Source organism: Enterobacter cloacae complex sp. 370H10 (assembly GCF_050031535.1).
GTDB classification, from domain to species: Bacteria; Pseudomonadota; Gammaproteobacteria; order Enterobacterales; family Enterobacteriaceae; genus Enterobacter; species Enterobacter intestinihominis.
Window position 1 is genome coordinate 1,485,247 of record NZ_JBLGWG010000001.1, and the last position, 26,917, is coordinate 1,512,163.

Here is a 26,917-nt window from a genome sequence, read left to right on the forward strand (position 1 = left end):
ACAAAATCCGATGGCTAATCTAATCTTCTTTTCGTTTTCATCCACGTCAGCCCGATAAACATCACCGCCGACGCCAGCAAAAACAGGGTGTTGATAATCAGCACTACCGGGATGTTCCCCGCCAGAAACAGGCTTTGCAGGGTGCTCACAAAGTAGCGTGCCGGAATGATGTAGGTCACGGCACGGATCACCGCTGGCATACTGTCAATCTGGAAGATAAAGCCGGAGAGCATGATCGACGGCAGGAAGGCGGCATTAAGCGCCACCTGCGCGGCGTTAAACTGGTTGCGGGTGATGGTGGAGATCAGCAGCCCCATTCCCAGCGTGCTGAGTAAAAACAGGCTGGTAATAAAGAACAGCACCACCAGCGAACCGCGGTACGGCACGCCAAGAATAAATACCGAGACCAGCATACAGAGCAGCATCGCCAGCATGCCGAGGAAGTAGTAGGGGATCAGCTTGCAGAGCAAAAGCTCGACGCGCGTCACTTCGGTGGAGAGCAGCGCCTCCATGGTGCCGCGCTCCCATTCGCGGGCGATCACCAGCGAGGTGAGGATCGCGCCAATCACCGTCATGATGATAGTGACTGCACCCGGGATAATAAAATGCTGGCTGATGGCGGCGGGGTTAAACCAGTAGCGCGTCTGCACGTCAATCAGCGGTTCAAACTTCTCCCCCCGGTCTTCGGCGCGCTGCATCTGCCAGAGCTGCCAGATCCCCTCCGCATAGCCCTGCACGAAGTTGGCGGTGTTCGGTTCGCTGCCGTCGGTGATCACCTGAATTGGCGCATCGGCGCCCGGGCGTGCCATGTTGGCGGCGAAATCGACCGGGATGACGATCAGACCGCGAATTTTACCGGCCTGCATTTTCTGGATCAGTTCCTGCCGGTTGTCGCTGATGGTGGCATCGATGTAGGGCGAGCCGGTCATGGCGTGGGTGAAGTCCAGCGCCTCTTCGCTCTGCTGCTCCAGCAGGATCCCAACCCGCAGCTTGCTGGAATCGAGGTTAATTCCGTAGCCAAAAATAAACAGCAGCAGCAGGGGGATCACCACCGCAATCAGCCAGCTGCTGGGGTCACGCACAATCTGCCGCGTCTCTTTGACGCACAGGGCGCGCACCCGGCGCCAGGAGAGGGCGTTACTGCGCATGAGGATTCTCCTTATCCCAGTCGTGGATGAGGGTGATAAACGCCTGCTCCATGGTTGGGTCCGGCTGTGCGTCGTCGGCGGCCTGCGCTTTCAGGTCGTCCGGCGTGCCGTGGGCAATCAGCTTGCCGCGATAGACCAGCCCGATGCGGTCGCAGTACTCTGCCTCGTCCATAAAGTGGGTGGTGACCATCACGGTCACGCCTTTTTCCACCATGCTATTGATATGCAACCAGAATTCACGGCGGGTGAGGGGGTCCACGCCTGACGTGGGTTCATCAAGAAAGAGGATATCGGGCTCGTGCATCAACGAACAGGCCAGCGCCAGCCGCTGTTTGAAGCCAAGCGGCAGCGCGTCGGTAGCGTGTGAGGCGATATCGGTCAGGCCAAAGGCGTCGCACATGCGGCCGATTTTCTCGTTCTGCGCCCGTCCCCGCAGGCCGTAGACGCCGGAGAAAAATCGCAGATTTTGCTCCACCGTCAGGTTGCCGTAGAGCGAAAACTTCTGCGCCATATAGCCCAGATGCTGGCGCGCCTTGCCGGAGCTGACTTTGAGATCCATGTTCAGCACCAGCGCTTTGCCGGAGGTCGGTACCAGCAGGCCGCACATCATTTTAAAGGTGGTGGATTTCCCTGCACCGTTCGGCCCGAGCAGACCAAATATCTCGCCGCGCTTCACGGCAAAATTGACGTTATCGGTGGCAGCGAAATCGCCGAATTTTTTGGTGAGCGATTTCGCTTCAATGACCGTTTCGCCCGGCGTGCCTTCCACCGTGTGCAGAATGGCGCCAAGCGGTGATTCTGAGGTTCCCGCCCCGCCCAGCAGATCGATAAACGCATCTTCAAAGCGCGGCGCGGTCTCTGTCATGTCGATTTCAGGCATCCCCTGCGCACGCCGGATATCGTCGGCGGTGGCCTCTTTTTTGAGGATCACGCGCACCGAACGGCCCTGAATCATCCCGTCGCTCACCTGGGGCAGCTTCAGCACCCGTTGCAGCAGCTTGCGGTTGGATTCCTGCGCGCTGTGTAGCAGAAAACTGCGCCCGGCCATGGTTTGCGTCAGCTCGGTGGGCTCGCCCTGATAGAGCAGTTCGCCTTCGTTCATCAGCAGCACGTCACGGCACTGCTCTGCTTCATCAAGGTAAGAGGTACTCCAGAGGATCAGCATGCCGTCACCCGCCAGCTCGTGCACCATCTGCCACAGCTCGCGGCGGGAAATCGGGTCCACGCCGACGCCGGGTTCATCCAGCAACAGCACCTTCGGTTCGCCCACCAGCGTGCAGGCCAGCCCCAGCTTCTGCTTCATCCCGCCGGAAAGTTTGCCCGCCAGCCGATCGGTGAACGGGCCGAGGGAGGTAAACGCCAGCAGACGCTCGAAGGTTTTCTGCCGGGTTTCGCCGGTAACGCTGCGCAGATCGGCATACAGGTTGAGGTTTTCCATTACCGTCAGATCTTCATACAGACCAAACTTCTGCGGCATATAGCCGAGTATGCCGTGGAGCGCCGCGTCGTCTTTGATGGGATCAAGGCCAAGCACGCTGGCGCTGCCTTCATCCGGCTTCAGCAATCCCGCCAGCATCCGCATCAGCGTGGTTTTACCCGCGCCGTCCGGCCCCACCAGCCCGGTCACATAGCCTTTCTGAATCGTACAGTTCAGCGGCGCGACCGCCGGTTTAGCCATTCCCGGGAAGCGTTTGACCAGATTATTGAGCTGGATAACCGCATCATTCATGTTGTTCCCCGTCGTTTAAGGTGACGGTAACAGGCATGCCCTGACGCAGCGCGTTGTCCGCATCGGTGACGATGATGCGCAGGCGATACACCAGGTCGGTACGCAGATCCGGGGTTTCAACGGTTTTTGGCGTGAACTCGGCCGTTGGGGAGATGAAGCCCACTTTGCCGTGATACGGCTTGTCCGGGCGACCATCGGTGTAGAGCAGCAGTTCGCGGCCCGGCTGCATCTGGCCAAGATTCGCCTCATCAATGTAAGCGCGCACCCACACCGGACGGGTTAAGGAGAGCGTTAACACGGTGCTGCCCGCGCTGAGCATGCTGCCCGGCTCCACGGCGCGGGTCATCAGCGTACCGTCAGACGGGGCGATTAACGTGGTGTCGTGCAGATCCAGCTCCGCCTGGGCTAACTGCGCCTGCGCCTGCTCAAGGCTGGCCTTCGCCTGGGCAATGTCCTGCGCGCGGTTACCGGTGCGGTACTGGCTTAACTTATCCTGGGCAGATTTCAGCGTCGCCTGCGCCTGGTCGCGGGATGAGCGCGCATTTTCCAGGTCGTTGGCGGAAATGGTGCGGCTTTTCCATAAGCCTTGCTGACGGTTATAGAAATTCTGCGCATAGTCATAGGCGGCTTTTGCCTGCTTAACGGCAGCGGCCGCCTGGGCGATCTCTTCATCACGATAGCCCGCCAGCATCAGGTCGTACTGCGCCTGTGCGACGGCGACGCCCGCTTTTGCCTGCATCAACGCGTTTTCAAACGGGGCTTTGTCCAGCATCCCCAGCGTCTGCCCGGTTTTGATGGCATCGCCTTCGTCAACGCTCAGCGAGGCCAGCCGTCCGCCGACGCGGAAGCTCATGTTCACGGTGCGGATATCCACGTTGCCGTACAGCGTCAGGCCACGATCCTGCTGGCTCTGATACCACAGCCAGCCGACTGTTCCCGCAGCAAGCAAGACAACAACCACCAGAATGATGGCGACAGGTTTTTTCATGACTTCTGGCTCCTTTGCGTTAAGCCTTGCAGGATCAGATCAACGTGACAGGTAATGACCTGGCTAATTTGCGCGGCTTTATCCTCATCGAATTGTGTCCAGCCCGTACGTAACAGGATGGTCTCACGCCCCAGACGGAAGGCGAGCACTTCGCCCAGCAGGGCGTGGGTATGCAAAATGGTGTCCGTATCGCTGGCGTCCCGTCCGGTATAGGCGGCGATCAGCCGGGTCAGATGGCTATGCATCGGGGCGATCACCTGATCGTGTACCAGCTGGTACGCGGCAGTGGGGGAGAGCTGCTCGCGGGAGATAAATTTGCTCAGGTTCAGCGTATCGTCGTGCGTCAGCAGGCGAATCATGTTGTGACAGGCGTTAAGGATCAGCTGGCGGATGGCAACCCGGTCCGGCTCTGGCTGGCTGAACAGCGCGGTGGCTTCTTCCACGTGTGGGCGAAAGCTGGTGCCGATAAAATCCGCGATCCACTGGGCGCAGGCGAGGTATAAATCCTCTTTTGAGCCAAAATAGTAGGTAATGGCCGCAATATTCTGCCCGGCCTGCGCGGCGATATCCCGCGTGGTGGCATGCAGACCATACTCGCCAAACTGCGCCAGCGCGGCGGCGATAAGCTGACTTTTCGCCTGTTCGCCTTTGGTTGTCGTTGGGGTTGTATTCATAGCAGCATTAAAAATTAATCAATCGATTGATTAAGATTATGCCTGATTTGCGCAAACGTCGAGTCATCGCCGGGGATATTTTATGCGCCACGTCACAAAAGCTGCTACACTCCGCTCCTTCGCGACATTGTGGTTTTTGTCCTTCTATTCGTTATATCTCCCTGAAAACTACACCTGTGATGGTCGGGGCGGTTCGGAGTTTTTATGTCTTTTGATTCCCTTGGTCTGAACCCGGAAATTCTGCGCGCCATCGCAGAGCAGGGCTACGTTGAGCCAACCCCTATTCAGCAGCAGGCTATCCCGGCCGTTTTGCAGGGCCGTGACCTGATGGCAAGCGCGCAGACCGGTACCGGTAAGACCGCGGGCTTTACCCTTCCGCTGCTTGAGCTGCTGGTAAAAAACCAGCCACACGCCAAAGGCCGTCGTCCGGTGCGTGCGCTGATCCTCACCCCAACCCGCGAGCTGGCGGCCCAGATTGGTGAGAACGTGCGTGAATACAGCCGCTATCTCAACATTCGTTCGCTGGTAGTTTTCGGCGGGGTAAGCATTAACCCGCAGATGATGAAGCTACGCGGCGGTGTGGACGTGCTGGTGGCAACCCCGGGGCGTCTGCTGGATCTCGAACACCAGAACGCGGTGAAGCTCGATAACATCGAAATTCTGGTGCTGGACGAAGCCGACCGTATGCTCGACATGGGCTTCATCCACGACATTCGTCGCGTGCTGGCGAAGCTGCCGACGCGTCGTCAGAACCTGCTCTTCTCCGCGACCTTCTCCGACGAGATCAAGGCGCTGGCGGAAAAGCTGCTGCATAACCCGCTGGAAGTGGAAGTCGCGCGCCGCAACACCGCCTCCGAGCAGGTGACGCAGCACGTGCACTTTGTAGATAAGAAGCGCAAGCGGGAACTGCTCTCCCAGATGATCGGCCAGGGCAACTGGCAGCAGGTGCTGGTCTTTACCCGCACCAAGCACGGCGCCAATCACCTGGCGGAACAGCTGAATAAAGATGGCATCCGCAGCGCGGCCATTCACGGCAACAAGAGCCAGGGCGCGCGTACCCGCGCGCTGGCAGACTTCAAGTCCGGCGACATACGCGTGCTGGTGGCAACCGACATCGCCGCACGCGGTCTGGATATCGAAGAGCTGCCGCACGTGGTGAACTACGAGCTGCCAAACGTGCCGGAAGATTACGTTCACCGTATCGGCCGTACCGGACGCGCGGCGGCAACCGGGGAAGCGCTCTCTCTGGTTTGCGTGGATGAGCACAAGCTGCTGCGCGACATCGAACGCCTGCTGAAGAAAGAGATCCCGCGCATTGAAACCCCGGGCTATGAAGTTGACCCGTCAATCAAAGCCGAGCCAATTCAGAACGGTCGTCAGGGTGGCGGGCGCGGTCAGGGCGGCGGTGGTCGCGGTCAGCAGCCGCGTCGTGCCGAAGGCGGCGCGCCGAAATCTTCGGGCAAACCGCCGCGTCGTAATAACGACAGCAAACCGGCCGGTGAAAACCCATGGCGTAGCGGCGAAGGGAAACCGGCAGGCGAGGGGCAGCGCCGACGCCGCCCGCGTAAGCCTGCTAACCCGCAGTAATCTGGAAGCCCGGTCGTAAAGCCGGGCTTTTCTTTTTGCGGCAGCGGAGAGAAAGTGCCACAATAGTGGCTGTTTATACAGTATTTCAGGTTTCCGATGGCTTTAACCGCTGCGCTCAAGGCGCAAATTGGCGCATGGTATAAGGCGCTACAACAGCAGATCCCCGATTTTATTCCCCGAGCCCCGCAGCGGCAGATGATTGCCGACGTGGCAAAAACGCTCGCCGGGGACGACGGGCGACATCTGGCGATTGAAGCCCCGACCGGCGTCGGGAAAACCCTGTCGTATCTTATTCCCGGCATTGCCATCGCGCGGGAAGAAGATAAAACGCTGGTGGTCAGTACCGCTAACGTGGCCTTGCAGGATCAGATCTTCAGCAAAGATTTGCCGCTGCTGCGCAAAATTATCCCCGATTTACGGTTTACCGCCGCCTTTGGTCGCGGGCGCTACGTCTGTCCGCGCAATCTGGCGGCACTGGCCAGCAGTGAACCCTCCCAACAGGATCTGCTCGCGTTTCTTGATGACGAGCTGACGCCAAACAACAAGGCGGAGCAGGAGCAGTGCGCAAAGCTGAAGGCCGATCTCGACGGTTACAAGTGGGACGGCCTGCGGGATCACACCAACCAGGCGATCGGCGACGACCTGTGGCGCAGGCTCAGCACCGATAAAGCAAGCTGCCTGAACCGTAACTGTCACTACTATCGCGAGTGCCCGTTCTTTGTCGCCCGGCGTGAGATTCAGGAAGCGGAGGTGGTTGTCGCCAACCACGCGCTGGTCATGGCTGCACTGGAGAGTGAAGCGGTCCTGCCGGAGCCAAAAAACCTGCTGCTGGTGCTCGATGAAGGTCATCATCTGCCCGACGTGGCGCGAGATGCGCTGGAGATGAGCGCGGAAATTACCGCCCCGTGGTTTCGCCTGCAACTGGATCTGTTCTGCAAACTGGTGGCAACCTGCATGGAGCAGTTCCGTCCGAAAACCACGCCGCCGCTGGCGGTTCCGGAGCGGTTGAGCGAGCACTGTGAAGAGGTGTACAGCCTCATCTCCTCGCTGAATAACATCCTTAACCTGTATCTCCCCGCCACCCAGGAGGCGGAACACCGCTTTGCGATGGGTGAGTTGCCGCAGGAAGTGATGGAGATTTGCCAGCAGCTGGCGAAGCACCTGGAAAAGCTGCGCGGGCTGGCGGAGATGTTCTTAAACGATCTCAGCGAGAAAACCGGTACCCACGACGTGGTGCGTTTGCACCGCATTCTGCTGCAAATGAATCGCGCGCTGGGGATGTTTGAAGCGCAGAGCAAACTCTGGCGGCTGGCTTCGATGGCGCAGGCGTCCGGCGCGCCGGTGACTAAGTGGGCCACCCGCGAAGTACGAGACGGGCAGGGACATCTCTTCTTCCACTGCGTGGGCATCCGCGTGGCCGATCAGCTGGAAAAGCTGATCTGGCGCAGCGTGCCGCACGTGGTAGTGACGTCAGCGACTCTGCGTTCCCTGAACAGCTTCTCAAGGTTGCAGGAGATGAGCGGCCTGAAAGAGAAAGCGGGCGACCGCTTTGTGGCCCTGGACTCGCCGTTCAACCACTGTGAGCAGGGAAAGCTGGTCATTCCGCGCATGAATTATGAGCCGCTTATCGATAACGAAGAGCAGCATATTGCGGAAATGGCGGCCTACTTCCGCGAGCAGGTTGAGAGTAAAAAATACCCCGGTATGCTGGTGCTGTTTGCCAGCGGTCGGGCGATGCAACGCTTCCTGGAGCACGTCACCGATCTGCGCTTACTCCTGCTGGTGCAGGGCGATCAGCCGCGCTATCGGCTGGTGGAAACCCACCGTAAACGCATTGATAACGGCGAGCGCAGCGTGCTGGTGGGGTTACAGTCCTTTGCGGAAGGGCTTGATTTGAAAGGCGACTACCTGACGCAGGTGCATATCCATAAAATTGCCTTCCCGCCCATCGACAGCCCGGTGGTGATCACCGAAGGCGAATGGCTGAAAAGCCTTAACCGTTATCCGTTTGAAGTGCAAAGCCTGCCTGCAGCGTCGTTTAACCTGATTCAGCAGGTCGGGCGCTTGATCCGTAGCCACGGCTGCTGGGGCGAGGTGGTGATTTATGACAAACGACTGCTCACCAAAAACTACGGCCAGCGGCTGCTGAATGCGCTGCCGATCTTCCCGATTGAGCAGCCGGACGTGCCGGAAGTAAAAAAACGCCCGACAAAACTGGCTGCCGGGCGTCGAAAAAGCTTCCGTGCTAAGGGGCGCGGTCCTACTGGTAAGTGAAGGTCACCTGGATCACGCTGCTGAACGTGCCGGCAGAGATGGGCATCGAGGTGGCGTAATAGCGTGCGGCCAGCGGGAACGTGGCCGTGTGGTCTGACGGGTTTATGGCAGCGTTAAAGGCGGCCTGCGGGGCAATCAGTATCTTGTCCTGACGATCTGCCAGCTCCAGTGCCAGCCCCTTTGCGCTACCGAGATTGGCAAATTTGGTGGGATGGGTGCTGTCGGCCTGACCGTAGAAAAAGGCGGTGGCAAGCGCCAGCGTGGCCGGGCAGTGCGACACCGAAAGGGAAAAGTCCTTCCACTCGCCGGTATCGCCCACGTCTTTAAAACTACCCGATGCCGCCTGGCCTAAGTCCACCGTCAGGTTGCGGCTGGCACTGTCAATGACGCACGTGTTGGCGTAAATGTTACCCGTCATCTGGATCTGTATATCATCGGCGTGGGCCTGGGCGATCAGCCCCAGCGCGAGTATCAATGCGGTTTTTTTCATGACGTTCACTTATAAGCGAGGGTGATGGTTGCCACAGTATTGGCTGGCCCGGGGGTGACTACATTGCTGACCTGCTCGTAGCGAACCTCAAACGGGATCACCAGCGTTTCGTTGGCTACGGCCTGATTTTGGGTACTTACATAGGTACCGAAGGTGGCGAGATGGTCATCAAATAGCATTCTTACTCCGACGCCTGTAGCCATGCCGGTCTGCTGCGTGAGTTTGATCACCCCCTCAAATGCTGTGTCATATCCATTCGCGCTGGTGATTTTTAGCTCAGGCTGTACGGTTGTGTCACAGTTGACGGTGATATTAAATTTTTGAGCAGGGCTGGATAAAAAACCTACGCTGATGAAATCACTGACGGGAAAATCGCCCAAATTAACGGTGAGATTTTTCGGTAAAACGGAGCAGGTGACCTGATGAAGAATAACATTACCTGCATAGGCGATGTGGTTAGGGTTGCCGATCCCTTCATGGCCGAAAACGCCAATGCCAAATTCGGTTTGAGACTGCACCAGCGTACCGGATGTCACGGTGTCACTCGTTTTAACCAGCTCAAGCGTTATTTCAAAGCTAAAAGTCTGTGTTCCATCGGTAGAGACGTAGCCAACAGGCGTTCCACGTGAATCGCACTGCACGCCGCCAGCGCCGCTAATTCGCTGCCCGTGATCATTCATCAATGCTACGCCAATCCCCGGCACACCGGATTCGTATACCCCCCTGAGCCCTGGCATTTCCGCTCCGGTGCCGTAGTAGCAGGAGACAATCTCCAGGCCGCTGTCGGTACTCTGATCGCAATGCCCGGCAACATGAACGCTCTGCTCTGTACCCGGGATAGTTGCGCCAACTGCCAGCGTCGTCGGGACAGAAATGGATGCCACGTTGATCATTTTGGGGAGATCCGGCGTGGTGCAGGTCGCCTTCGCATGCGGCATGAATAACGCAGCGGTTCCCAGAATCAGTAAGAAAAAGCACTGTTTAATCATTTGCATAATGTTTTGCCTTTAGGGGAGATCAGTGACACTGCGCGGCAGCGTTAATGATGCTGGTTTTCGCTTTCTCATCCGTGAGCACATAGTCAGCGACGCAATGCTCGTTTGCCTCCTGTCCCCAGGAAACGCGGAGATGCCCTTGCTGTGGCAGACCCGAGAGATAGGTCTGGCCGTCATTCCCGACGATAAATTCGCTGTCCTTGTCCTCGGTGGTAACCGTTGCGCCGAACGGCAGCGGTTTACCGTTTTGCGTGAGCGTCATCAGGACGCGATTGCCCACGCGCGTCGTGAAGCTGGCGCGCGCAATGGCTCCGCGGGTTGGCGTCACAATTTGTGCCGCATGGGTGACGTCGGCGTCCTCCGGCAGCGTTTCCGTATCCAGCGCAATAGTGTTGTGGCGATACGCGGTGACGAACGGTACGACGGTGTAGCCGCGGAAGTCGGTTTCAACGCCGGTCTGGTTAGTGATATGCGTGCCGTGCGTACCCGGGGCTTTCACGAGCGCAATGGTCTCACCGAGCGGCTGGCTCAGCGTGATGCCGTTTGCATGGGCAATCACGCCTCCCTGCAAGCCGACGTTCAGTGTTTGCTGATATTTATCCTGACTGACGCCACCGCTCACTTCACCGTATGTCGCTTTGTAGTCGGCGTTAACGCTGGTGGAGTTACCGCTGCCGGTGCTGCTCAGCCCCTCCTGGAGATTCCAGTTCAGGTTGTCTTCTTTCAGGGCCGTACCGTTCAGGCCGATGTTCTGCGTGGTGCCATCTTTCGTGTTGTTCAGGTTGTACGTGGCCCAGATGTTATGCATCCAGCGATCCAGCGGAACCGAAACGCTCAGCGAGAACTGGTTGTCGTTCGTCACCGCATTACCGTCCAGATCGCTGTCGTGAGTGTTTTTATTCATGCTGTAGCTAAGGCTGTAGCTAACGCCGTGCCAGCTGTTGTTGTAGCTGACGCTCATGGAGGTCATGTCCTGATTCTGGCTCCAGTAGGTTTCCTTCACCATGCTCAGCGTGACCGATCCCCAGCCTTCTGGTAGCGTCTGGTCGATGGTGGCTTCGGTACGGGCGCGGCGCTGCTGTGGCGCAGACCAGTTGTCGGCGCGGGTATACGACTCCATGGTGTCGTCCAGGGTGTAAAACCCCTTGCTGTTGTAGCGATAGCCCGCAAGCGAAAAGTTGGTGCCTGAACCGGCGAAATCTTTGCTGTAGCGTACGCGCCACGATTTGCCTGTGCTGGACTGCTGTTTTTTCAGCAGGGCTCTGGCGCGAGTCACGTCAATGGAGAACGCCCCTAAATCACCCATGTTTTTCCCGGCGCCTATCGCCTGCGACTGATAATGACTGCTCTGCTGTACGCCGCCGTAGGCCGTGAAGCCGTGGGGTAAACCATAGATGGCGCTCCCCTGAGCAAACGGGGTCTTTTCAACATCTTTGTCATAAGAACGATAACGCCCGGCAGTTACGCTGTAGCGCAGGTTTTTTTCACGCTGCAATACCGGAACGGAGGCAAACGGCACCACGAAATGGCTTTCGCTGCCGTCAGTTTCTTTCACCGTGACCTGGAGGTCGCCGCTGCTGCCGGTGGGGTAGAGATCGTTAATTTCGAAGGCCCCCGGCGCGACCGTGTTCTGATAAATCACGTACCCGTTCTGGCGCACCATCACCAGCGCGTTGCTGTGGGCGGTGCCACGAATAATAGGCGCATAGCCTTTTTCGCTGTCGGGAAGCATGTCGTTATCGGATTTCAGCTCCACGCCGGTGTAAGGGATACTGTCAAAAACATCAGCAGGTGATGAGCTCTGGCCAACGGTGATATCGCTTTTCATCGCCACAATATCGCGTTGCGCATAGGTATAAACGGAGGTGAATTTCTGTTCCTCCTCATTGCCTGTGGTGCTGCGATTCCAGGTGGAATAGTTGCGAAGGCGCCATGCGCCAACGTTTAAACCCGGACGCAGGTTCACGTACTGGCTACTGCTATCCTCTTCACCCTGCTGGCGCGCATGGCTCTGGCTGGCGTTGACGCTGTAATTAAGCAGGCCCGCGTTGATCCCTTCGTCAAACTCTTTCGGGTCGATGTAACCGCGTGGCACCTGTCCGAGCGCCTTTTGCGGTATGCTCAGCAGCAGCTGCTGGTTGCGAACGTGAAAGATTGCGGATGAAGCAGGGATGACACCTAGATCGGCACACTGGCCTTTGGCCATTAGCTGAGGAAACTTTTGGGTCTTGATACCGAGGCTTTTTAACTCACCCATGCTAAAGCAAGGTTGTAACGTGTCGTTGCCCTGCGAATCTTTCTCAAGCGTAAAGGTCACGTTGCGGGTATCAATTTTATTATTATTGATAAACACCGCGACCTCATATTTCCCCGGTGCCTGGCCGGGACCTTTTTCATAGACGGACAGATCGGTTTTACCCTGCTGGGGATTATCAATATCCAGCAAGGCGGGGTTAAAATAATCATCAGCCATAACCTGCTGCGCAAAGATGGCTATTGCCAGGCCACAGAGAATGACCAGCAATGAAGACATTCGGCAGGTGAACGGCTTTTTGTGGCTGTACATGATTATTTTATTACCGGAACAATTAATGAACGGATTTCGACCAGGAATGGCTGATGCTGCCGTAATCATTAATAATGGAATACGTCACGTTTGAGCCCCCGACATTACCCGGTATGGCAAAATGTGTTTCTGATTTCGGAACAGCCCAGGTCGCTTTTGTGACTTTCTGACCGTTAAGCGTGACGGTCTGGAAATTCATATAGAAAGGCGTAGGGTTATTCACCACCAGGTCGTTACCTTCGCGATGCCATTCAAGCTTATCCGCCACATCTTCTGGTCGGCCTTTTACCGCGGACGGGCGATACAGCAATTTAATGCGGGTATTAATGGCAATTTGCAGCGTATTTACTCCCTCAACGTGTTTTGAGGAAGGGATCGCTTTGATATTCAACCAGTACAGAGATTCCCTGTCTTCCGGTAAATTTCCGCCCGTGCGTACCACGCGCAGAACGTTATCTTCTTTTGCATCCAGACGGAAAAGCGGCGGGGTGATCAGGAATGGGGCTTTGGCCGGGTTTTTACCGCCAGAATCGACCCAGGACTGTACCAGATAATCCGTCGTATCTGGGTTTGACAGGCCAAGAGATGATTCCTTTTTATCTCCTTGATAGACCAGCCGGGTACCATTAATCACGACGCCCGCATGTGCAGAGGCTGCTATCAGTAAAAGAGTGCTCAGTAAATAACCGTGGCGCATAAAGATTTCTCAATAAATAGAAGAGATATTAATGCCCGCAAAAGCATTAATATCTCAGGATTGATAAGATCAGTTATAAATAACGGTGAAAGTCGATACAGAGTTGGCAGGGCCTGCGGTAATGGCGGCCTGAGTTTGAATATAACGCGCACCGAATTCCAGGTCGTTAACTGCCGTGCCGGAGGCTAAAGGATATTGCTGCGAAGGCGTATACAGAGTGACAGGCTGCCCGGAAGCATCCATCAACTGAATGGCTACACCGGTTGCCGCATCGGTATCTGGCGTTAATGCCAGCGCGGCATTATTATCCGCATCCGGCGTACCGCCGAAGTTAATCGCAGCCGAGGTCACTGTTTCCGGACAATTGGTTAACTTAATATCAAACTTCGTTGATGTGCTGGTAGAGCCTGCGCCGGTAAATACCGTTTTAGACACCTTACCCAACTGAACGTTTAATGGATTACTTAATCCATTCACGACCTGGCAAGCAGAATCGATAATTTCACCGGTGAAATTAATCTGACCTTCACCGTTAGTTGCCGCAAATGCGGATGCAGAACATCCCACCGTTGCGGCGATAAAAAAACCTAATGCAACCTTGTTCATAGTTAATCCTGATGTGATTCTGGTAAAAGCGTTGCCTGGACGTTTTTACCGTTGACCCTTAATGATTTTTCGATGTTTATTTAATCAAAAAAAGGGTCGCTGCGGATCTTTTGTCCCAATCACAAATAATGTAAATAGTACTTGAGTTTAATTTTTTTATATGAAAACAGCAGGTTGATAATGATCACAAAACACTATCGGGTCTGTGTTCATCGGGCTATATTGTTAACAAGATAATGCAGTCAGGAGAAATGTCGTGGATTACCGCAAAATTATCAAAGAGGTAGGGCGTGGGAAAAACCACGCTCGCGATCTGGACCAGGAAACAGCCCGCGCGTTGTACACGCATATGCTGAATGGCGACGTGCCGGAACTGGAAATGGGCGGCATTTTGATTGCGCTGCGTATTAAAGGGGAAGGTGAGGCGGAGATGCGCGGCTTTTATGAGGCCATGCAGTCGCAGACCATGCGCTTAACCCCGCCCGTCACTAAGCCGATGCCAATTGTGATCCCGACCTACAACGGCGCGCGTAAGCAGGCAAACCTCACGCCGCTGCTGGCTATTCTGTTGCAGAAACTCGGTTTCCCGGTAGTAGTGCATGGCGTGAGCGAAGATCCGACGCGCGTGCTGACAGAAACCATCCTGGCGTTGTTAGGTATTGAACCGACCCTCCATGCCGGTCAGGCACAGGCAAAGCTGGAGGGGAATCAGCCGGTCTATATCCCCGTTAGCGCGCTCTGCCCACCGCTGGAAAAGCAGCTGGACATGCGCTGGCGCATGGGCGTACGTAACAGCGCTCACACCCTGGCGAAGCTGGCGACGCCGTTTGCCGAAGACGCCGCGCTGCGTCTTTCCAGCGTCTCCCATCCGGAATACGTGACGCGAGTCGGGCAATTCTTTGCCGAAATCGGTGGACGCGCGCTGCTGATGCACGGGACAGAAGGCGAGGTTTACGCCAACCCGCAGCGTTGTCCACAGCTGATGCTGATTGAGCCCGCCGGGACGCGGGTCGTTGTCGAACGTGGGGAAGAGAACAGAGATGCGATCCTGCCTGAGTCGAAAGATCCGCAGGTCACCGCGCGCTGGATTGTGCAGTGTCTGGCCGGGAAGGTGCCGGTTCCGCAGTCAATCAAGCTGCAAATGGCCTGCTGCCTGCTGGCTGCAGGGGAAGTCGAGTCCGTGGAAGCCGGGTTGCAGCGCGTGGCGCAGTCATTTTAAGCAAAAAAAAGCCCGTCCAGTGGCGGACGGGCAAACAAGGGTAACAACAACAGGGTCAATGAGGGTTGGAGCATCTCACCAGAGGGTATGGCGAGGGTGGAGCATAATTTGTTCGATTACTTGTAGATAACCGCAGTACCGCTCAGTTTGTTATTACCGTTAGTGGAAGTGATGGTGTATCCACTTGCGCCCGCGGCGGCAGCTTTTTCAGCCAGTTTTGCTTCCAGACCGTCCAGCGTGGTCGCGCCTTCAGCACTCACCACACCGATTTTGTTCAGATCCTGTGCCTGAGTAGAGGAGACTGGCTCTACAGCGAAAGCGCCGAAAGACAGAGCGGACAGGGCAACAGCGGCAACAGCATATTTGATGGTTTTCATAGGTCAATTCTCGCAGGTTATTCTGTTAAGGGGACGATGTTCCGTCGATGTGATAAGTATCACGCTTTTTAGCGGAAGATAAAATCGAAGAGAATTGACGTGGTTTGTCAAAAAAATTGAATGACAAATAACTTATTGATTATTAATAAAATCAGAAGCGCAATTGACACTTCTTGCGGATACGCTTTACAGACACAATCAGAAGGGCACGTTTTGCTACGCGCTTCGCTGAAAGTCGTGAGCGTAAAGTAAAATGTTGGTGCGGTTAACTACGGTAAAGGAAAGTCAACGTAACTGGCTGTCTTTCGATCCTCTACGATTATATCCTGAATGTGAAGCATTTTTTGAATCTTTCTCCTGCTGACAGGTGATGCAAAGCCGTACTCCGGGAATGGCTTTACGTCGTGCCTCAGGAATGGGATCCCCGCACTCTTCGCATTCCGTCAAACTTTCGCCGCGCGGAATTTCACCGCGAGCACGCGCAACCGCATCTTCAATGGTACTGTTGATCTGTTCGTTAACGGCGTCGTCATTCGCCCAGCCGGAAGCCATGATGTTCTCCTGAAAGGATCAAGTCATGCATTTTAATATGGGGTGAAAAAACGCACAGTCAAGGCGCAGACAGAGAGAACTGCATCTGCCGTACAGATGCAGTTTGGAAGGCGGTAAGTTATTTATAGATAGTCGCTGTACCGTACATATGGTTATCGCCACCGGCGGCGTTCACCACGAAGCCTTTAGCGCCTTCCTGACGAGCTTTTTCGGCCAGCTTGTCCTGAAGGTCATCAAGGTTGCTTGCCCGGCTGACAGAGACCGTCCCAGCCGCGCGTAGCTGGCTGGTGTCGGTACTGTCGGTCAGAGGTTGAACGGACAAGGCAGAAAATGATGCGCCTGCCAGCGCACCCGCAATAATAAAGGTCAGATACTTTTTCATAATCACATCCTCAGGGGAAACAACAGGTGATTCCTGTTAAGTTTAGAAGCCTGATGCGTGTGATTTAGCGCAAAAATTTGATGATGATCTGCTTATTTTTTGAACGATAAATTCTGACAATTTGTTGACAGATCATAGACATACAGGTCGCTGATTTTTGTCGTTTTTTTGTGCGACTCAGACAGATATTTACCCCCGCGCCGTCACAGGGTATCTTACGCGGCTGTTTAAAGGAGAATGCCATGACTTCCCACAAGCCGGGATTGCACCCGCGTAACCGCCACCGTAGCCGCTACGATATGAAAGCCCTGTGTCTGAGCTGCCCTGAATTGCAGGGTTTTATCGTTCAGACACCAGCCGGTGAACCGTCGGTAAACTTTGCCGATCCGCTGGCGGTTAAAACGCTGAACAAAGCGCTGCTGGCCCATTTTTATGGTGTGACGCACTGGGACATCCCTGATGGCTTTCTCTGCCCGCCGGTCCCGGGCCGTGCGGATTACGTCCATCATCTTGCCGATCTGCTGGCGGATGACCACGATGGCGTAGTGCCGAAACAGGCTACCGTCCTTGATATCGGTACGGGCGCGAACCTGATCTACCCCCTGATAGGCGCACATGAGTACCAGTGGCGATTTACCGGCAGCGAGATCGGTGATGAGGCCTTCGCCAGCGCGCAGGCCATTATCAACGCTAACCCGGGGTTAAGCCGGGCCATACGTCTGCGTCGTCAGAAGGATGCCGCTGCAATTTTCACCGGCATTATTCATAAGAACGAACAATATGATGCCACCCTGTGCAACCCGCCATTCCACGACTCCGCCGCCTCCGCGCGTGCGGGAAGTGAACGCAAGCGGCGTAACCTGGGCCAGGCCGAAGATGGCGCGCTGAATTTTGGCGGCCAGCAGCAGGAGCTGTGGTGCGAGGGCGGGGAAGTGGCCTTTATTCTGCGCATGATTGCCGAGAGTAAAGGCTTCGGTCGTCAGGTGAAATGGTTTACCACGCTGGTCTCTCGTGGCGATAACCTGCCGCCGCTTTACCGCGCGCTGACCGAAGCCGGTGCGGTGAAGGTGGTCAAAAAAGAGATGGCGCAGGGTCAGAAGCAGAGCCGCTTTATTGCCTGGTCCTTTATGGACGATAACAAACGTCGCAAATAGCACCCCATCGTAGGCCGGGTAAGGCGAAGCCGCCACCCGGCTCGGTTACAGCGTCGGCTCCTGCGGAGGGAGCGGCGAAGCGGGCGGCGACAATACCTGATACGTCTGCACCGGCGCTCTCACGTTCGCCAGATCGAAGTGTTTTTTCACCATGCTGTCGAGAGCAAAGCGCACCGTCCACTGCTTAAGCGGCTGGGTGGTGAACGACACGCGCAGGGTAAAGGCAGTGTTCGTCAGCCCGACGATGCCCGCAAACGACGGCTCACCAATTACCAGCCCGCGAATATCCTCCATCTCCATCAGTTCGCTCACCGCATCCCGCAGCGCCTGTTTCGCCTTATCTGCTTCTTCGTGACGATCGACATCATAATTCGCCACCACCGAACCAATGCCGCGCACAAAGTTGGCAAAGGTGGTGATCGATGACCACGGAATAATGTGGTACGCCCCGGTATCCTGACGTACGCCGACGGAGCGAATGGACATCCTCTCCACCGTGCCGGTGAGCGGTCCAATGGTCACCAGATCCCCGGTGTTCATCCCGTTCTCAAACTGGATAAAAATGCCGGTGATAATATCCTTCACCAGCGTCTGTGAACCGAAGGAGATCGCCAGTCCCAGGGCACCGGCACCCGCCAGCAGTGGGGCGATATTTACGCCGATTTCCGACAACACAATCATGATGGTAATGGTGCTAATGATCACCGCCAGCGCGTTGCGGAACAGCGTCAGCAGTGTGCGGGCGCGGGCGCTTGGCAGGGGCCTGCCGTGGACATCCGACACCAGACGGTTTTCGATAAGGCTTGCCAGCAGCGTCCAGCCGACGGCGGAGAAGAACAGGATCAGCGCGATACGAATAAGAATATCGACGGTCTTTTCCCCGGCGCCGTTATGCAGCCAGTTCCAGAAATCAAACAGTCCCCACGCATTCAGCAGCAGCATAATTGCCACGCAGACCGTCAAAATACGCGCCACCTTCAGCGACACCGATGTCCAGCCATTTACCCGTTTTTGCAGCTCGGGGTAATTACGCTGAACCTGCGGCGACAGGGTGATCGTCTTCGACAGCCAGCGGGAGAGCAGGCCAGAAACAAAGGCCGCGATGCCGATAATCGCCAGGCTTTTGAACGTCGCCCCCATCATAAATTTCAGGCTGTTGCCCGGATCGAACAGCGAGAAGAAACACAGCACAATAAAATAGGCGCTGGCCAGCCAGTGCCACACCAGCGCAAAGGCGCGAATAAAGAGGCTGAAAAAGGAGAGGGAGCGATCGGCCAGGTGAAGCAGACTGTCGGTGATCGCTTTTTTATTGTGGAAGATGAGGTACAGCGCCCAGACGGTAATACAGAGCATGATCAGCACGTTCGCCAGGGCCCCGAACTGCACGTTAACCTGGTTGGAAATAATCGGGACGGCAACCAGCAGGCCATAGCCGATTAACCCACTCAGCACGCTGAGCCGAACCGCCCAGTATTTGGCGCTCCGATCCGAAATGGCGAACGGGCGAAGTTCCGGCACGCGCGGACAGAATATTAACCGCAGGAGCGCCTTAAAGAACTCGATCAGGGCAAAGGCGTTCAGGAACAGCCCCTGCTGAAAGGCGATGGTTTTGTTCCCGGTATTAAGACGGTCGGCCAGCATCTGGCCGACAAACAGCGTCAGCGCCAGCAGCAGCAAATCGATGATAAAGGCCCCGGTAATCATTGCCGGAAGATGCAGCCAGCTGCTTTTATGCTGATTCTTTTTACGTCCCCAGTGGCCCATCTTCCGGTAAAGCGGCCAGACAGACAGGCGCAACAGCCAGTAAAAAATGAATACCGCGGCGGCCAGAATAGAAAACTGGGTCGCGGCTGCAGAAAAGGTGTGGGGATTAAAAGGCTTATGCGAGGTGCCAACAAGGTTGCGATAGAGCTGGGCAAAACGCGACGACAGTGCTTCCCCGTAGCGGCGACTGATATCGGTGACGTTCTCCAGTACCGTCTTTTCGTCTTCGACTTCCGGCGGCGCGATAGTCGGAACCGGATCCTGAGGCGGTGTGGCGGCCACTTTCCTCAGCTGATCGATAAGCTCCTGACGGGACGTGTCGTTCTCAAGCACGTCGGCAAGTGCGCTGTAAGCGGCTTTTTTCTTTTCAGCGTCGGGTTCTGGCGCCGCATTTTGCTGGGTGGCGGTGGCTCCGGTGGTGACGCCGGGAATGGTTACAGCAAGTGATGGCGCGCTAAACAGGGTAAACAGTAGCAACAGGATCCACGGCACGGCGTCCTCCGACAAAAATATCGTGCAAAATGATAAGTATAGAGCGCGCGGAGCGGAGGGGAGTTTTTGGGAACAATCCGGCCTAAAAAAGCCGGGCATGCCCGGCTCTGTGTATGGCTATCAGGAGACGTGTTGCAGGAACTCCTGGAGGCGTTGGCTAGGTGGGTTCGCAATCAGCGCCTGCGGATTACCGTCTTCCGCGATGCGGCCCTTATCAATGAAGATCAGACGGGACGCCACTTTTTCGGCAAAGCCGATTTCGTGGGTAACGATCACCATCGTCATGCCTTCTTCTGCCAGATCCTGCATCACTTTCAGCACCTCGTGACGCAGCTCCGGGTCGAGTGCGGACGTTGGCTCATCAAACAGCATCATCTTTGGCTTCACCGCCAGCGCACGGGCAATGGCCACGCGCTGCTGCTGGCCACCGGACAGCTCGGAAGGATAGTGGTGGGCACGCTCCGCCAGACCCACTTTCGCCAGCAGATCTTTTGCCAGCGTTTCTGCCGCCGCTTTGCTGGCCCCACGCACGCGCAAAGGACCGAACATCACGTTTTCCAGCGCCGTCAGGTGCGGGAACAGGTAGAACTGCTGGAACACCATGCCCGCTTCCTGGCGGATCAGGCGCTCGTCCACTTTCGGATCGTTCACCTTCAGACCATCGACGATCAAATCGCCGCTGGTGATCTCCTCGAGCTTGTTAATACAGCGCAGCAGGGTGGATTTTCCGGAACCCGACGGCCCGATGATCACCACCACTTCACCCTGCCTGATGTTCAAATCGATATTGTGCAGCACCTGGGTTGGACCAAAGTGCTTGGAAACATTTTTAAATTCAATCACAGGATTTTCATCCTTCTTTCAAGACGACGCAGAACAAAGCTCAGGACAAGCGTGATAATCAGGTAGACAACGGCGACCGCACTCCAGATTTCCAGGGCGCGGAAGTTACCCGCGATGATCTCCTGGCCCTGACGGGTCAGCTCGGCCACGCCGATAACAATAAACAGCGAGGTGTCTTTAATGCTGATGATCCACTGGTTGCCCAGCGGCGGCAGCATGCGGCGCAGCGCCAGCGGCAGGATCACGTGACGGATCGTTTCGCGACGGGAAAGACCTAACGCCAGGCCAGCTTCGCTGAAGCCTTTATGAATCGACAGCACCGCACCGCGGGTGATTTCCGCAATGTAGGCGCCGGAGTTGATCATAATGGTGACGACAGCTGCGCTGAACGGGTCAATGCGCAGATCGTTGAAGGCCATCGGCAGGGCGAAGTAGATAAACATGACCTGCACCACAATGGGGGTGCCGCGGATCACTTCGATGAAAACCAGCGCGATGTGGTTTGCAATCCAGCCGCCGTAGGTGCGGGCGAAACCGGCCACCAGACCGATAATTAACCCGCCAACCAGACCGAGGACCGAAATCCACAAGGTCATTTTAGCGCCTTCAAGCAAGAGAGGAATGGCAGGCCAGATGGCGCTCCAGTCAAACTGCATGATGTATTCCTGTATACCGTGGTGAAAAACGAAAAACGTAGGCCCGGTAAGCGGTAGCGCCACCGGGCGTTACAAACCTGAAGTCAGGTGAAATTATTTAGGCTCGGTACCGAACCATTTTTTGTAGATTTCGTTATAGGTGCCGTTCTCTTTCAGGGTTTTCAGCGCGCCGTTAACTTTATTACGCAGGTCGTCGCTGCCTTTCGGGAACGCAATACCGTACTGCTGAGCTTCCAGGGAATCACCTACCGCTTTGAACTTGCCGTTACCGGCGGTTTTGATGAAGTAAAGGATGTTAGGCGTGTCGTGCAGCACCGCGTCTGCGCGGTTGGTGCCCAGTTCCATGTAAGCGTTGTCGATGTTCGGGAACTGACGCAGGTCTTTGGTTTTGATATTGGCTTTCGCGTAATCAACGGAACCGGTGCCGCTCTTCACGGCGACCACTTTACCGTCGAGATCTTTCACGCTTTTCACGTCGTTGTTATCCGCTTTCACCATCACCAGCAGGCCGCTTTTGTAGTAGCCATCAGAGAAATCGATAGCTTTTTTACGCTCTTCGGTAATGGTGATGCCCGCCAGCGCCAGGTCAACGTTTTTGGTTTGCAGTGCCGGGATAATGCCGCTGAAATCCATTGGCTTCAGGGTGTAATCCAGTTTGAGTTCTTTTGCGACAGCGGCCCACAGATCAACGTCAAAACCAACGTATTTATCACCCTGTTTGAATTCAAACGGTACGAACGCCGTGTCAGTCGCCACAACCAGTTTGTCGACAGCCTGCGAGGACACCGCAAACGCCAGGGTAAGTGCAGCCAGTGAAACTTTTAATACAGACTTCATAGCATTTCCTTTTATATCCACGGGGCGATCCCCTGCGAGAACCTCAGGCACAATGAAAAAATCGTGCCAGTTTTACAAGCTGTTGTTTTGCAAAGGGGATAATGTCACGCATTGCACAAAAAGCGTGGCAATTCTGTCAGGTTGCACCAGAATGGAGCACCGTTTTGGTGCGCTTCGTTAAGGTCTTCTGACAGGGGGATATTTAGCGCAGAATCTGACGAAAAAACAATCTTCCGTTAACGGTTGTGTGAGGTGATTATTACATTTTATTCACTTTTGCGGCCGTTGCGGACAAAAGTGCGCACCATAAATGTGCAAAACCCCCGCCAGGGGCGAGGGTTATTCAGACAATCAGCAGGGATTATTCGATGTTTGACTCAATGAACCACAGGAACTGATCCAGGTCGCGTGACGCGGCAGTGAAGATATCAGCGGTGTCTTCATCTTTTGCTTCGCCAATCGCTTTACGAACATCATTCGCGACAATCGCATAACGGTCCGCCAGCTCTTTCAGGTGATCCTGAACGGTATGGATATCCAGCGGATAGCTTTTCAGTGGCGTTTTGCTGTTGATCACCTGCGTGGTACCCAGAGCCACACCGCCCAGCTGTACGGCGCGTTCGGCCATGGTATCCAGATGAGTCACCAGTGCTGTGCGGAAGCCATCCAGCATTTCATGAACGGCAATAAAGTTTGCACCGCGCATATTCCAGTGGGCCTGTTTGGTGATCAGCGAAAGATCGATGAACTGGACCACCTGGCGATTCAGCAGCTCAATGGTCGCTTTTTTATCGCTATCCGATACATCGTTACGGGTATAAAGCAGATTAGACGCTTTCGTTTTCACCAGTTTAGCGGTACTCATAATCTCATATCCTCTTGATGTTTGTGTCCCAGGTAATTACGGAACTAAGTATAGCACCGGATTTTTTCTCTGCGGTTTGGCGCTGCCTATCGGTTTAATAGCGAAAGGATGGTTGAAGTTTTAACTTAATGATTTTAAAGTTTTTTATATAAATTGATGCAGATCAATCTTAATTCGTTAAGTGACAAGGCGGGCAGGTGAAATATTTTGGCAATATAAGAGAGTTTGTAAGAAATTATTTGAAGGGCTGACGAGACCTATATTCTGCATGGCCGGTAAGCCATGCAGAATTTAAGGGCTAGTTGAGGTCAATCTTATGTACTTTTGGTTCCGGGCGCATGGTCAATGTAGAGCCCATTGACGCCGCGATGATGGAACAGAGCGCCAGCGTCTGCACCAGTGTCAGGGTTTCGCCGAGGAACATCATTCCAGAGATGGCAGCCAGCGCGGGCTCCATGCTCATGAGCGTACCAAAAATACGCGTAGGCAGACGCGTCAGGGCGATCATCTCCAAAGAGTAGGGCAGCGCCGTGGAAAGAATGGCGACCGCCAGCCCAACCGGCAGGATTGACCACTGCCATATTGAGTCCGTTGCTTGTGCCATGCCGATCGGGACAAAGATAACCGCGGCAATCAGCGAGCCTAAGGCGACCGTCGCGGGGCCGTGCTCTTCGCCCGCACGCTGACCAGTGAGAATATACACCGCCCAGCACGCCCCTGCGCCCAGCGCCAGAGCGGCCCCTGTCAAATCTATTTGTGAAACGCTTTGGCCGAGCGGCAGCAGGAACCATAGCCCCAGCACGGCCAGTATGACCCAGATAAAGTCTACCGGGCGACGAGAAGAAAAGAGGGCAACCGCCAGCGGGCCGGTAAATTCAAGCGCGACCGCGATCCCCAGCGGGATAGTCTGAATAGAGAGGTAGAACATGTAGTTCATCCCTCCCAGCGCCAGCCCATAAAAAAGCAGAGGCAGTCGCTGCTCCTTTTTAAACCGTAGCCGCCAGGGTTTAAAGACAACCACGAGGATCAGGGTGCCTAATGCGATACGCAGCGCCGTGACGCCGGGCGCACCAATCAGCGGAAACAGCGATTTTGCCAGCGACGCGCCGCTTTGTATGGACATCATCGCGATAAGTATGACTGCCACCGGCATCCAGACCGACGATTTACGAGGTAAACCTGGCATCCTTTCTCCTGTCAATTTTTGTCAAAAGAGGTAAAAGTCGCAGTGTAATGGAAATAACCTGCAACGGTTGAGCTACTGTTGAAAAAAATCCAGGGAAAATCCGTAAAATGAGAAAACGTTGCTGATTTTATCGCCTGAAAGATTAGGAATAATCTGGATGAACTAAATGGCGATGACGCGCACTATTAGCATTTACAGGTGAAAATCTGGAGTTATTTGAACGAGATAGCTGGTGCTGGAAATGTTCTGTTACAGGAAAGGTCGCATTAGACATCGTGAATGACAAAGAGTTTCACAGATTTTTTTGATATATTTAAAACTTACGGACTTACTTGAAGCACATTTGAGGTGGTTATGAAAAAAATTGCATGTCTTTCAGCACTGGCAGCTGTTCTGGCTGTTTCCGCAGGTACCGCTGTAGCGGCAACTTCTACTGTAACTGGTGGTTACGCTCAGAGCGATATGCAGGGCGTGATGAACAAAACCAACGGTTTCAACCTGAAGTACCGTTACGAGCAAGACAACAACCCGCTGGGTGTGATCGGTTCTTTCACTTACACCGAGAAAGATCGTACTGAAAATGGCTCTTACAATAAAGGTCAGTACTACGGCATCACCGCGGGTCCTGCTTACCGCCTGAATGACTGGGCAAGCATCTACGGTGTTGTAGGTGTTGGCTACGGTAAATTCCAGCAGACCGAAAACCAGGGTCTGAACCGTACTGCAAGCAACAGCGACTACGGTTTCTCCTATGGCGCAGGTATGCAGTTCAACCCAATCGAAAACGTTGCTCTGGACTTCTCCTATGAGCAGAGCCGTATCCGCAACGTTGACGTTGGCACCTGGATCGCGGGCGTAGGTTACCGCTTCTAATCACTTCGGTGAGCCAGTAAAAAATCCGCCCAATGTGGCGGATTTTTTTTGTTTGTACCCTCTCCCCGTGGGAGAGGGCCAGGGTGAGGGCATCAGCCTGCACGAGACGGCAGAGATCACTTACTCTTAATATCGAAAATATCCGTCCCCAGATGGTTATAGTCAACTTTCTGTAACCTGAAGTTGGTAATGTAAACTGGCGGGCCCTTCTTCCCGGAGATAAACGGGTAATCATTTTTTATCTCTTTCGCCTTAATCCCCGTCCACTGTGAGAAGAATTTCAGGAAATCGTTCGCGGAACGGCGCGCTTTGATGATGCGATGCGTTTTGTCATCACTCGACAGCACCATAAACGGTACCTGGAAGTTCTGCTGAAACTTGTCATCGTGGGCCAGATACTGCACCTCTTTACCGCGCTCCTTAAACGCCAGACCGTGGTCAGAGAAATAGACCATCGAGAAGCTATCGCCGCTGTTGCGCAGCTGCGCGTACAGCTTGCTGAGCAGATCGTCGGTTTGCGTCATGGTGTACAGATAACACGAGGTCTCTTTGGATTGCACAAACTCCGCATATTTTCCCCCGGTACGATCGCATGCCTGCGGGTGTGACCCCATCAGGTGCAGGACGATCAGCTGCGGCTGGGTGCGCTGAGTGGCAAAGACCTGCGCGGTCATTTTTAGCAACGCTTCATCTTTTGTGTTTTTATCGGCTTCGAAATCACCGCTTTTCAGGAACTGTACCTCGTCGGCACGCTTCGCGATGCTGGCAATGGCGGTATCATACTCGCCGATCTGCCCCTGGTTGGAGAACCACCACGTCTGAAAACCTGCCCGGTTGGCCAGGGTGACAAAATTATCCTGAAACTGCGGTTTTCCATCCACGACACGGTTGAGCGTCAGACCGAGAGATTTCTGCGTCGAACCGCTGGCCGCCACGTAATCGGTAAACAGCGTACCGTTGACGGAGCTGGCAAACGGCGTGTTATCCCAGTGACCGCCAAACGCGCCGAGCGCATCGCGACGCGCGCTTTCACCGATCACCACCACATAGGTGTGATACTTCGGTTTCACTGCCAGCACGTTCCAGGTATCTTTCATGGTGGAAAGCTCGGCCATACGCGCCTGCTCGTCGAGCACTTCCTCGTTATTCACTACCACGTCTTTAACGAAGCGAAACACCGGATACCCGGTATCTTTAAGCTTAAACACGCCGCCCCAGGCCAGATTTTGTACCGGCGCAACAAAAAACGTCACTACGCTAAAGGCCAGGCACAGGCTTTCAATTTTACCCCATGTTTTTTTCCCGACCTGCTTACGGCGAACCGCAATCACGCCGAGAGCAAAAATGAAAAGGCCAACCACGTAGTTGTACCACGGGAAGATCGTCAGGATCTCTGTAGACTCTTCCATATTGGTGGAGTGGAGCGCCAGCAGGGTATTAAAGTTCGGCGCGCCATAGGCCTGGCCGAACGGGAAATAGGCGGCAGCCACCAGAGAACAGATCCCGATAAGCACTTTCTGCATGCGCGGTGCGCTTCGCCATAGCAGGTGAAGAATGCAGGTGAACCCGACGGCATAAAGCAGGCTAAAGGGGTAGCCAAGAGCAAAGTTAATTAACAGCGATTGCAAAAAATAAAATCCCGTCCACGGGCTTAGGGCCCGGTTGCGGGTAACAAGTGTATCAATCAGGGTTACGTTCATAGATCACTATCACGAAAACGCCATGTGCTCACCCTGGCGTCAAGGGTCAAAGCCTGCCGGACAGTGCGTGGAAAGGGAATGGAGGTCCGCTTCAGCGAGCCGCAAATTGTGCAGGGCTGCAAGAAGATAGTGCGAGCGTGAATCAAGGTCAACAGTTGCTAAACAGATGTTTTGCGAAGGGGGCTGCAAATCCGCAAAAATAATCAGGAAAAAGCGAGTTTACAACGAAAGTGTGACAGGAAAATGAAGCGGCGTGCCGCGAC

General features: G+C 55.0%; 24 protein-coding genes. 5 read left to right on the top strand and 19 right to left on the bottom strand.

What is annotated here, in order from left to right:
- Positions 1-14 precede the first annotated feature (14 nt).
- Genes ACQG2Q_RS07220 through cecR form a run of 4 tightly spaced genes read right to left on the bottom strand, consistent with a single transcriptional unit; the run spans position 15 to position 4,539 of the window.
- Entirely contained in the window at positions 15-1,148 is a 1,134-nt protein-coding gene (locus ACQG2Q_RS07220; protein WP_022647507.1) for an ABC transporter permease, read from the bottom strand.
- Complete coding sequence (locus ACQG2Q_RS07225) at positions 1,138-2,877, bottom strand: ATP-binding cassette domain-containing protein (RefSeq protein WP_022647508.1); 1,740 nt, start codon at positions 2,875-2,877, stop codon at positions 1,138-1,140. Before ACQG2Q_RS07225 ends, ACQG2Q_RS07220 begins: the two co-directional genes overlap by 11 nt.
- Positions 2,870-3,865: a secretion protein HlyD gene (gene hlyD / locus ACQG2Q_RS07230; protein ID WP_096216931.1), complete on the bottom strand. Its 996-nt coding sequence runs from the start codon at positions 3,863-3,865 to the stop codon at positions 2,870-2,872. Before hlyD ends, ACQG2Q_RS07225 begins: the two co-directional genes overlap by 8 nt.
- A complete protein-coding gene (gene cecR / locus ACQG2Q_RS07235) occupies positions 3,862-4,539 on the bottom strand; it encodes a transcriptional regulator CecR (protein ID WP_023299641.1) in 678 nt (225 codons plus the stop codon). Before cecR ends, hlyD begins: the two co-directional genes overlap by 4 nt.
- 204 nt (positions 4,540-4,743) lie before the next feature.
- Here cecR and rhlE point away from each other — a divergent pair, with 204 nt between their 5' ends.
- Together rhlE and dinG are read left to right on the top strand one after the other, a co-directional pair.
- Positions 4,744-6,126 (top strand): ATP-dependent RNA helicase RhlE, encoded by a 1,383-nt coding sequence (gene rhlE, locus ACQG2Q_RS07240; RefSeq protein ID WP_017693771.1) that lies wholly within the window; start codon positions 4,744-4,746, stop codon positions 6,124-6,126.
- Between the two features lie 96 nt (positions 6,127-6,222).
- On the top strand, positions 6,223-8,400 hold the full coding sequence (gene dinG, locus ACQG2Q_RS07245) for an ATP-dependent DNA helicase DinG (protein ID WP_063850231.1): 2,178 nt from the start codon (positions 6,223-6,225) through the stop codon (positions 8,398-8,400).
- On the opposite strand, the gene ACQG2Q_RS07250 is transcribed toward dinG, so the two are convergent.
- From ACQG2Q_RS07250 to ACQG2Q_RS07270, 5 genes are all read right to left on the bottom strand, one after another.
- Entirely contained in the window at positions 8,387-8,890 is a 504-nt protein-coding gene (locus tag ACQG2Q_RS07250) for a fimbrial protein (RefSeq protein WP_023299643.1), read from the bottom strand. The two genes, dinG and ACQG2Q_RS07250, sit on opposite strands and share 14 nt — an antisense overlap.
- 5 nt (positions 8,891-8,895) lie before the next feature.
- Entirely contained in the window at positions 8,896-9,885 is a 990-nt protein-coding gene (locus tag ACQG2Q_RS07255) for a fimbrial protein (RefSeq protein WP_022647513.1), read from the bottom strand.
- Positions 9,886-9,907: 22 nt separating this feature from the next.
- Positions 9,908-12,451 (bottom strand): fimbria/pilus outer membrane usher protein, encoded by a 2,544-nt coding sequence (locus ACQG2Q_RS07260; protein ID WP_142977134.1) that lies wholly within the window; start codon positions 12,449-12,451, stop codon positions 9,908-9,910.
- A 22-nt stretch (positions 12,452-12,473) separates the two neighbouring features.
- Positions 12,474-13,148, bottom strand: coding sequence for a fimbrial biogenesis chaperone (locus ACQG2Q_RS07265; RefSeq protein ID WP_022647515.1), 675 nt, complete (start codon positions 13,146-13,148; stop codon positions 12,474-12,476).
- A gap of 69 nt (positions 13,149-13,217) precedes the next feature.
- Positions 13,218-13,754, bottom strand: a complete 537-nt coding sequence (locus ACQG2Q_RS07270) for a fimbrial protein (protein ID WP_022647516.1) — start codon at positions 13,752-13,754, stop codon at positions 13,218-13,220.
- A 256-nt stretch (positions 13,755-14,010) separates the two neighbouring features.
- On the opposite strand from ACQG2Q_RS07270, the gene ybiB reads away from it, so the two are divergent.
- Entirely contained in the window at positions 14,011-14,973 is a 963-nt protein-coding gene (gene ybiB / locus ACQG2Q_RS07275; protein WP_022647517.1) for a DNA-binding protein YbiB, read from the top strand.
- A gap of 116 nt (positions 14,974-15,089) precedes the next feature.
- On the opposite strand, the gene ybiJ is transcribed toward ybiB, so the two are convergent.
- From ybiJ to mcbA, 3 genes are all read right to left on the bottom strand, one after another.
- A complete protein-coding gene (ybiJ, locus tag ACQG2Q_RS07280) occupies positions 15,090-15,350 on the bottom strand; it encodes a DUF1471 family protein YbiJ (RefSeq protein WP_003858474.1) in 261 nt (86 codons plus the stop codon).
- A gap of 285 nt (positions 15,351-15,635) precedes the next feature.
- On the bottom strand, positions 15,636-15,902 hold the full coding sequence (locus ACQG2Q_RS07285; protein WP_022647518.1) for a DksA/TraR family C4-type zinc finger protein: 267 nt from the start codon (positions 15,900-15,902) through the stop codon (positions 15,636-15,638).
- A gap of 118 nt (positions 15,903-16,020) precedes the next feature.
- Positions 16,021-16,284 (bottom strand): DUF1471 family periplasmic protein McbA, encoded by a 264-nt coding sequence (gene mcbA / locus ACQG2Q_RS07290; RefSeq protein WP_022647519.1) that lies wholly within the window; start codon positions 16,282-16,284, stop codon positions 16,021-16,023.
- Positions 16,285-16,526: 242 nt separating this feature from the next.
- On the opposite strand from mcbA, the gene rlmF reads away from it, so the two are divergent.
- Positions 16,527-17,438 carry a 23S rRNA (adenine(1618)-N(6))-methyltransferase RlmF gene (rlmF, locus tag ACQG2Q_RS07295; RefSeq protein ID WP_045308538.1) on the top strand — a complete coding sequence of 304 codons (912 nt, stop codon included), beginning with the start codon at positions 16,527-16,529 and terminating at the stop codon, positions 17,436-17,438.
- A 45-nt stretch (positions 17,439-17,483) separates the two neighbouring features.
- Here rlmF and ybiO read toward each other — a convergent pair whose 3' ends face one another.
- From ybiO to rhtA, 6 genes are all read right to left on the bottom strand, one after another.
- Positions 17,484-19,694, bottom strand: a complete 2,211-nt coding sequence (gene ybiO, locus ACQG2Q_RS07300; RefSeq protein WP_063850233.1) for a mechanosensitive channel protein — start codon at positions 19,692-19,694, stop codon at positions 17,484-17,486.
- 120 nt (positions 19,695-19,814) lie between these two features.
- Positions 19,815-20,537, bottom strand: a complete 723-nt coding sequence (glnQ, locus tag ACQG2Q_RS07305; RefSeq protein ID WP_022647522.1) for a glutamine ABC transporter ATP-binding protein GlnQ — start codon at positions 20,535-20,537, stop codon at positions 19,815-19,817.
- On the bottom strand, positions 20,534-21,193 hold the full coding sequence (glnP, locus tag ACQG2Q_RS07310) for a glutamine ABC transporter permease GlnP (RefSeq protein WP_010428919.1): 660 nt from the start codon (positions 21,191-21,193) through the stop codon (positions 20,534-20,536). Before glnP ends, glnQ begins: the two co-directional genes overlap by 4 nt.
- Before the next feature lie 93 nt (positions 21,194-21,286).
- Positions 21,287-22,030, bottom strand: coding sequence for a glutamine ABC transporter substrate-binding protein GlnH (glnH, locus tag ACQG2Q_RS07315; protein ID WP_426759093.1), 744 nt, complete (start codon positions 22,028-22,030; stop codon positions 21,287-21,289).
- Between the two features lie 361 nt (positions 22,031-22,391).
- Complete coding sequence (gene dps, locus ACQG2Q_RS07320) at positions 22,392-22,895, bottom strand: DNA starvation/stationary phase protection protein Dps (protein WP_000100801.1); 504 nt, start codon at positions 22,893-22,895, stop codon at positions 22,392-22,394.
- A 298-nt stretch (positions 22,896-23,193) separates the two neighbouring features.
- Positions 23,194-24,081: a threonine/homoserine exporter RhtA gene (rhtA, locus tag ACQG2Q_RS07325; protein WP_023305742.1), complete on the bottom strand. Its 888-nt coding sequence runs from the start codon at positions 24,079-24,081 to the stop codon at positions 23,194-23,196.
- 354 nt (positions 24,082-24,435) lie between these two features.
- Here rhtA and ompX point away from each other — a divergent pair, with 354 nt between their 5' ends.
- The gene (gene ompX, locus ACQG2Q_RS07330; RefSeq protein ID WP_003858450.1) at positions 24,436-24,954 is read left to right on the top strand and encodes an outer membrane protein OmpX; all 519 of its coding nucleotides are present in this window, start codon (positions 24,436-24,438) and stop codon (positions 24,952-24,954) included.
- A 116-nt stretch (positions 24,955-25,070) separates the two neighbouring features.
- Here ompX and ACQG2Q_RS07335 read toward each other — a convergent pair whose 3' ends face one another.
- Entirely contained in the window at positions 25,071-26,654 is a 1,584-nt protein-coding gene (locus ACQG2Q_RS07335; RefSeq protein WP_426759094.1) for a phosphoethanolamine transferase, read from the bottom strand.
- Positions 26,655-26,917: the final 263 nt, after the last annotated feature.

Excerpts from the sequence above, each read along its gene's own strand:
- ACQG2Q_RS07220 (WP_022647507.1), bottom strand. The coding sequence starts at position 1,148 with ATGCGCAGTAACGCCCTCTCCTGGCGCCGGGTGCGCGCCCTGTGCGTC.
- rlmF (WP_045308538.1), top strand. The coding sequence starts at position 16,527 with ATGACTTCCCACAAGCCGGGATTGCACCCGCGTAACCGCCACCGTAGC.
- ompX (WP_003858450.1), top strand. The coding sequence starts at position 24,436 with ATGAAAAAAATTGCATGTCTTTCAGCACTGGCAGCTGTTCTGGCTGTT.
- ACQG2Q_RS07265 (WP_022647515.1), bottom strand. The coding sequence starts at position 13,148 with ATGCGCCACGGTTATTTACTGAGCACTCTTTTACTGATAGCAGCCTCT.
- dinG (WP_063850231.1), top strand. The coding sequence starts at position 6,223 with ATGGCTTTAACCGCTGCGCTCAAGGCGCAAATTGGCGCATGGTATAAG.
- hlyD (WP_096216931.1), bottom strand. The coding sequence starts at position 3,865 with ATGAAAAAACCTGTCGCCATCATTCTGGTGGTTGTTGTCTTGCTTGCT.
- ybiJ (WP_003858474.1), bottom strand. The coding sequence starts at position 15,350 with ATGAAAACCATCAAATATGCTGTTGCCGCTGTTGCCCTGTCCGCTCTG.
- mcbA (WP_022647519.1), bottom strand. The coding sequence starts at position 16,284 with ATGAAAAAGTATCTGACCTTTATTATTGCGGGTGCGCTGGCAGGCGCA.
- ACQG2Q_RS07250 (WP_023299643.1), bottom strand. The coding sequence starts at position 8,890 with ATGAAAAAAACCGCATTGATACTCGCGCTGGGGCTGATCGCCCAGGCC.
- rhtA (WP_023305742.1), bottom strand. The coding sequence starts at position 24,081 with ATGCCAGGTTTACCTCGTAAATCGTCGGTCTGGATGCCGGTGGCAGTC.
- glnP (WP_010428919.1), bottom strand. The coding sequence starts at position 21,193 with ATGCAGTTTGACTGGAGCGCCATCTGGCCTGCCATTCCTCTCTTGCTT.
- ACQG2Q_RS07285 (WP_022647518.1), bottom strand. The coding sequence starts at position 15,902 with ATGGCTTCCGGCTGGGCGAATGACGACGCCGTTAACGAACAGATCAAC.
- glnH (WP_426759093.1), bottom strand. The coding sequence starts at position 22,030 with ATGAAGTCTGTATTAAAAGTTTCACTGGCTGCACTTACCCTGGCGTTT.
- ACQG2Q_RS07255 (WP_022647513.1), bottom strand. The coding sequence starts at position 9,885 with ATGCAAATGATTAAACAGTGCTTTTTCTTACTGATTCTGGGAACCGCT.
- ACQG2Q_RS07225 (WP_022647508.1), bottom strand. The coding sequence starts at position 2,877 with ATGAATGATGCGGTTATCCAGCTCAATAATCTGGTCAAACGCTTCCCG.
- rhlE (WP_017693771.1), top strand. The coding sequence starts at position 4,744 with ATGTCTTTTGATTCCCTTGGTCTGAACCCGGAAATTCTGCGCGCCATC.
- ACQG2Q_RS07270 (WP_022647516.1), bottom strand. The coding sequence starts at position 13,754 with ATGAACAAGGTTGCATTAGGTTTTTTTATCGCCGCAACGGTGGGATGT.
- dps (WP_000100801.1), bottom strand. The coding sequence starts at position 22,895 with ATGAGTACCGCTAAACTGGTGAAAACGAAAGCGTCTAATCTGCTTTAT.
- ACQG2Q_RS07335 (WP_426759094.1), bottom strand. The coding sequence starts at position 26,654 with ATGAACGTAACCCTGATTGATACACTTGTTACCCGCAACCGGGCCCTA.
- ACQG2Q_RS07260 (WP_142977134.1), bottom strand. The coding sequence starts at position 12,451 with ATGTACAGCCACAAAAAGCCGTTCACCTGCCGAATGTCTTCATTGCTG.
- cecR (WP_023299641.1), bottom strand. The coding sequence starts at position 4,539 with ATGAATACAACCCCAACGACAACCAAAGGCGAACAGGCGAAAAGTCAG.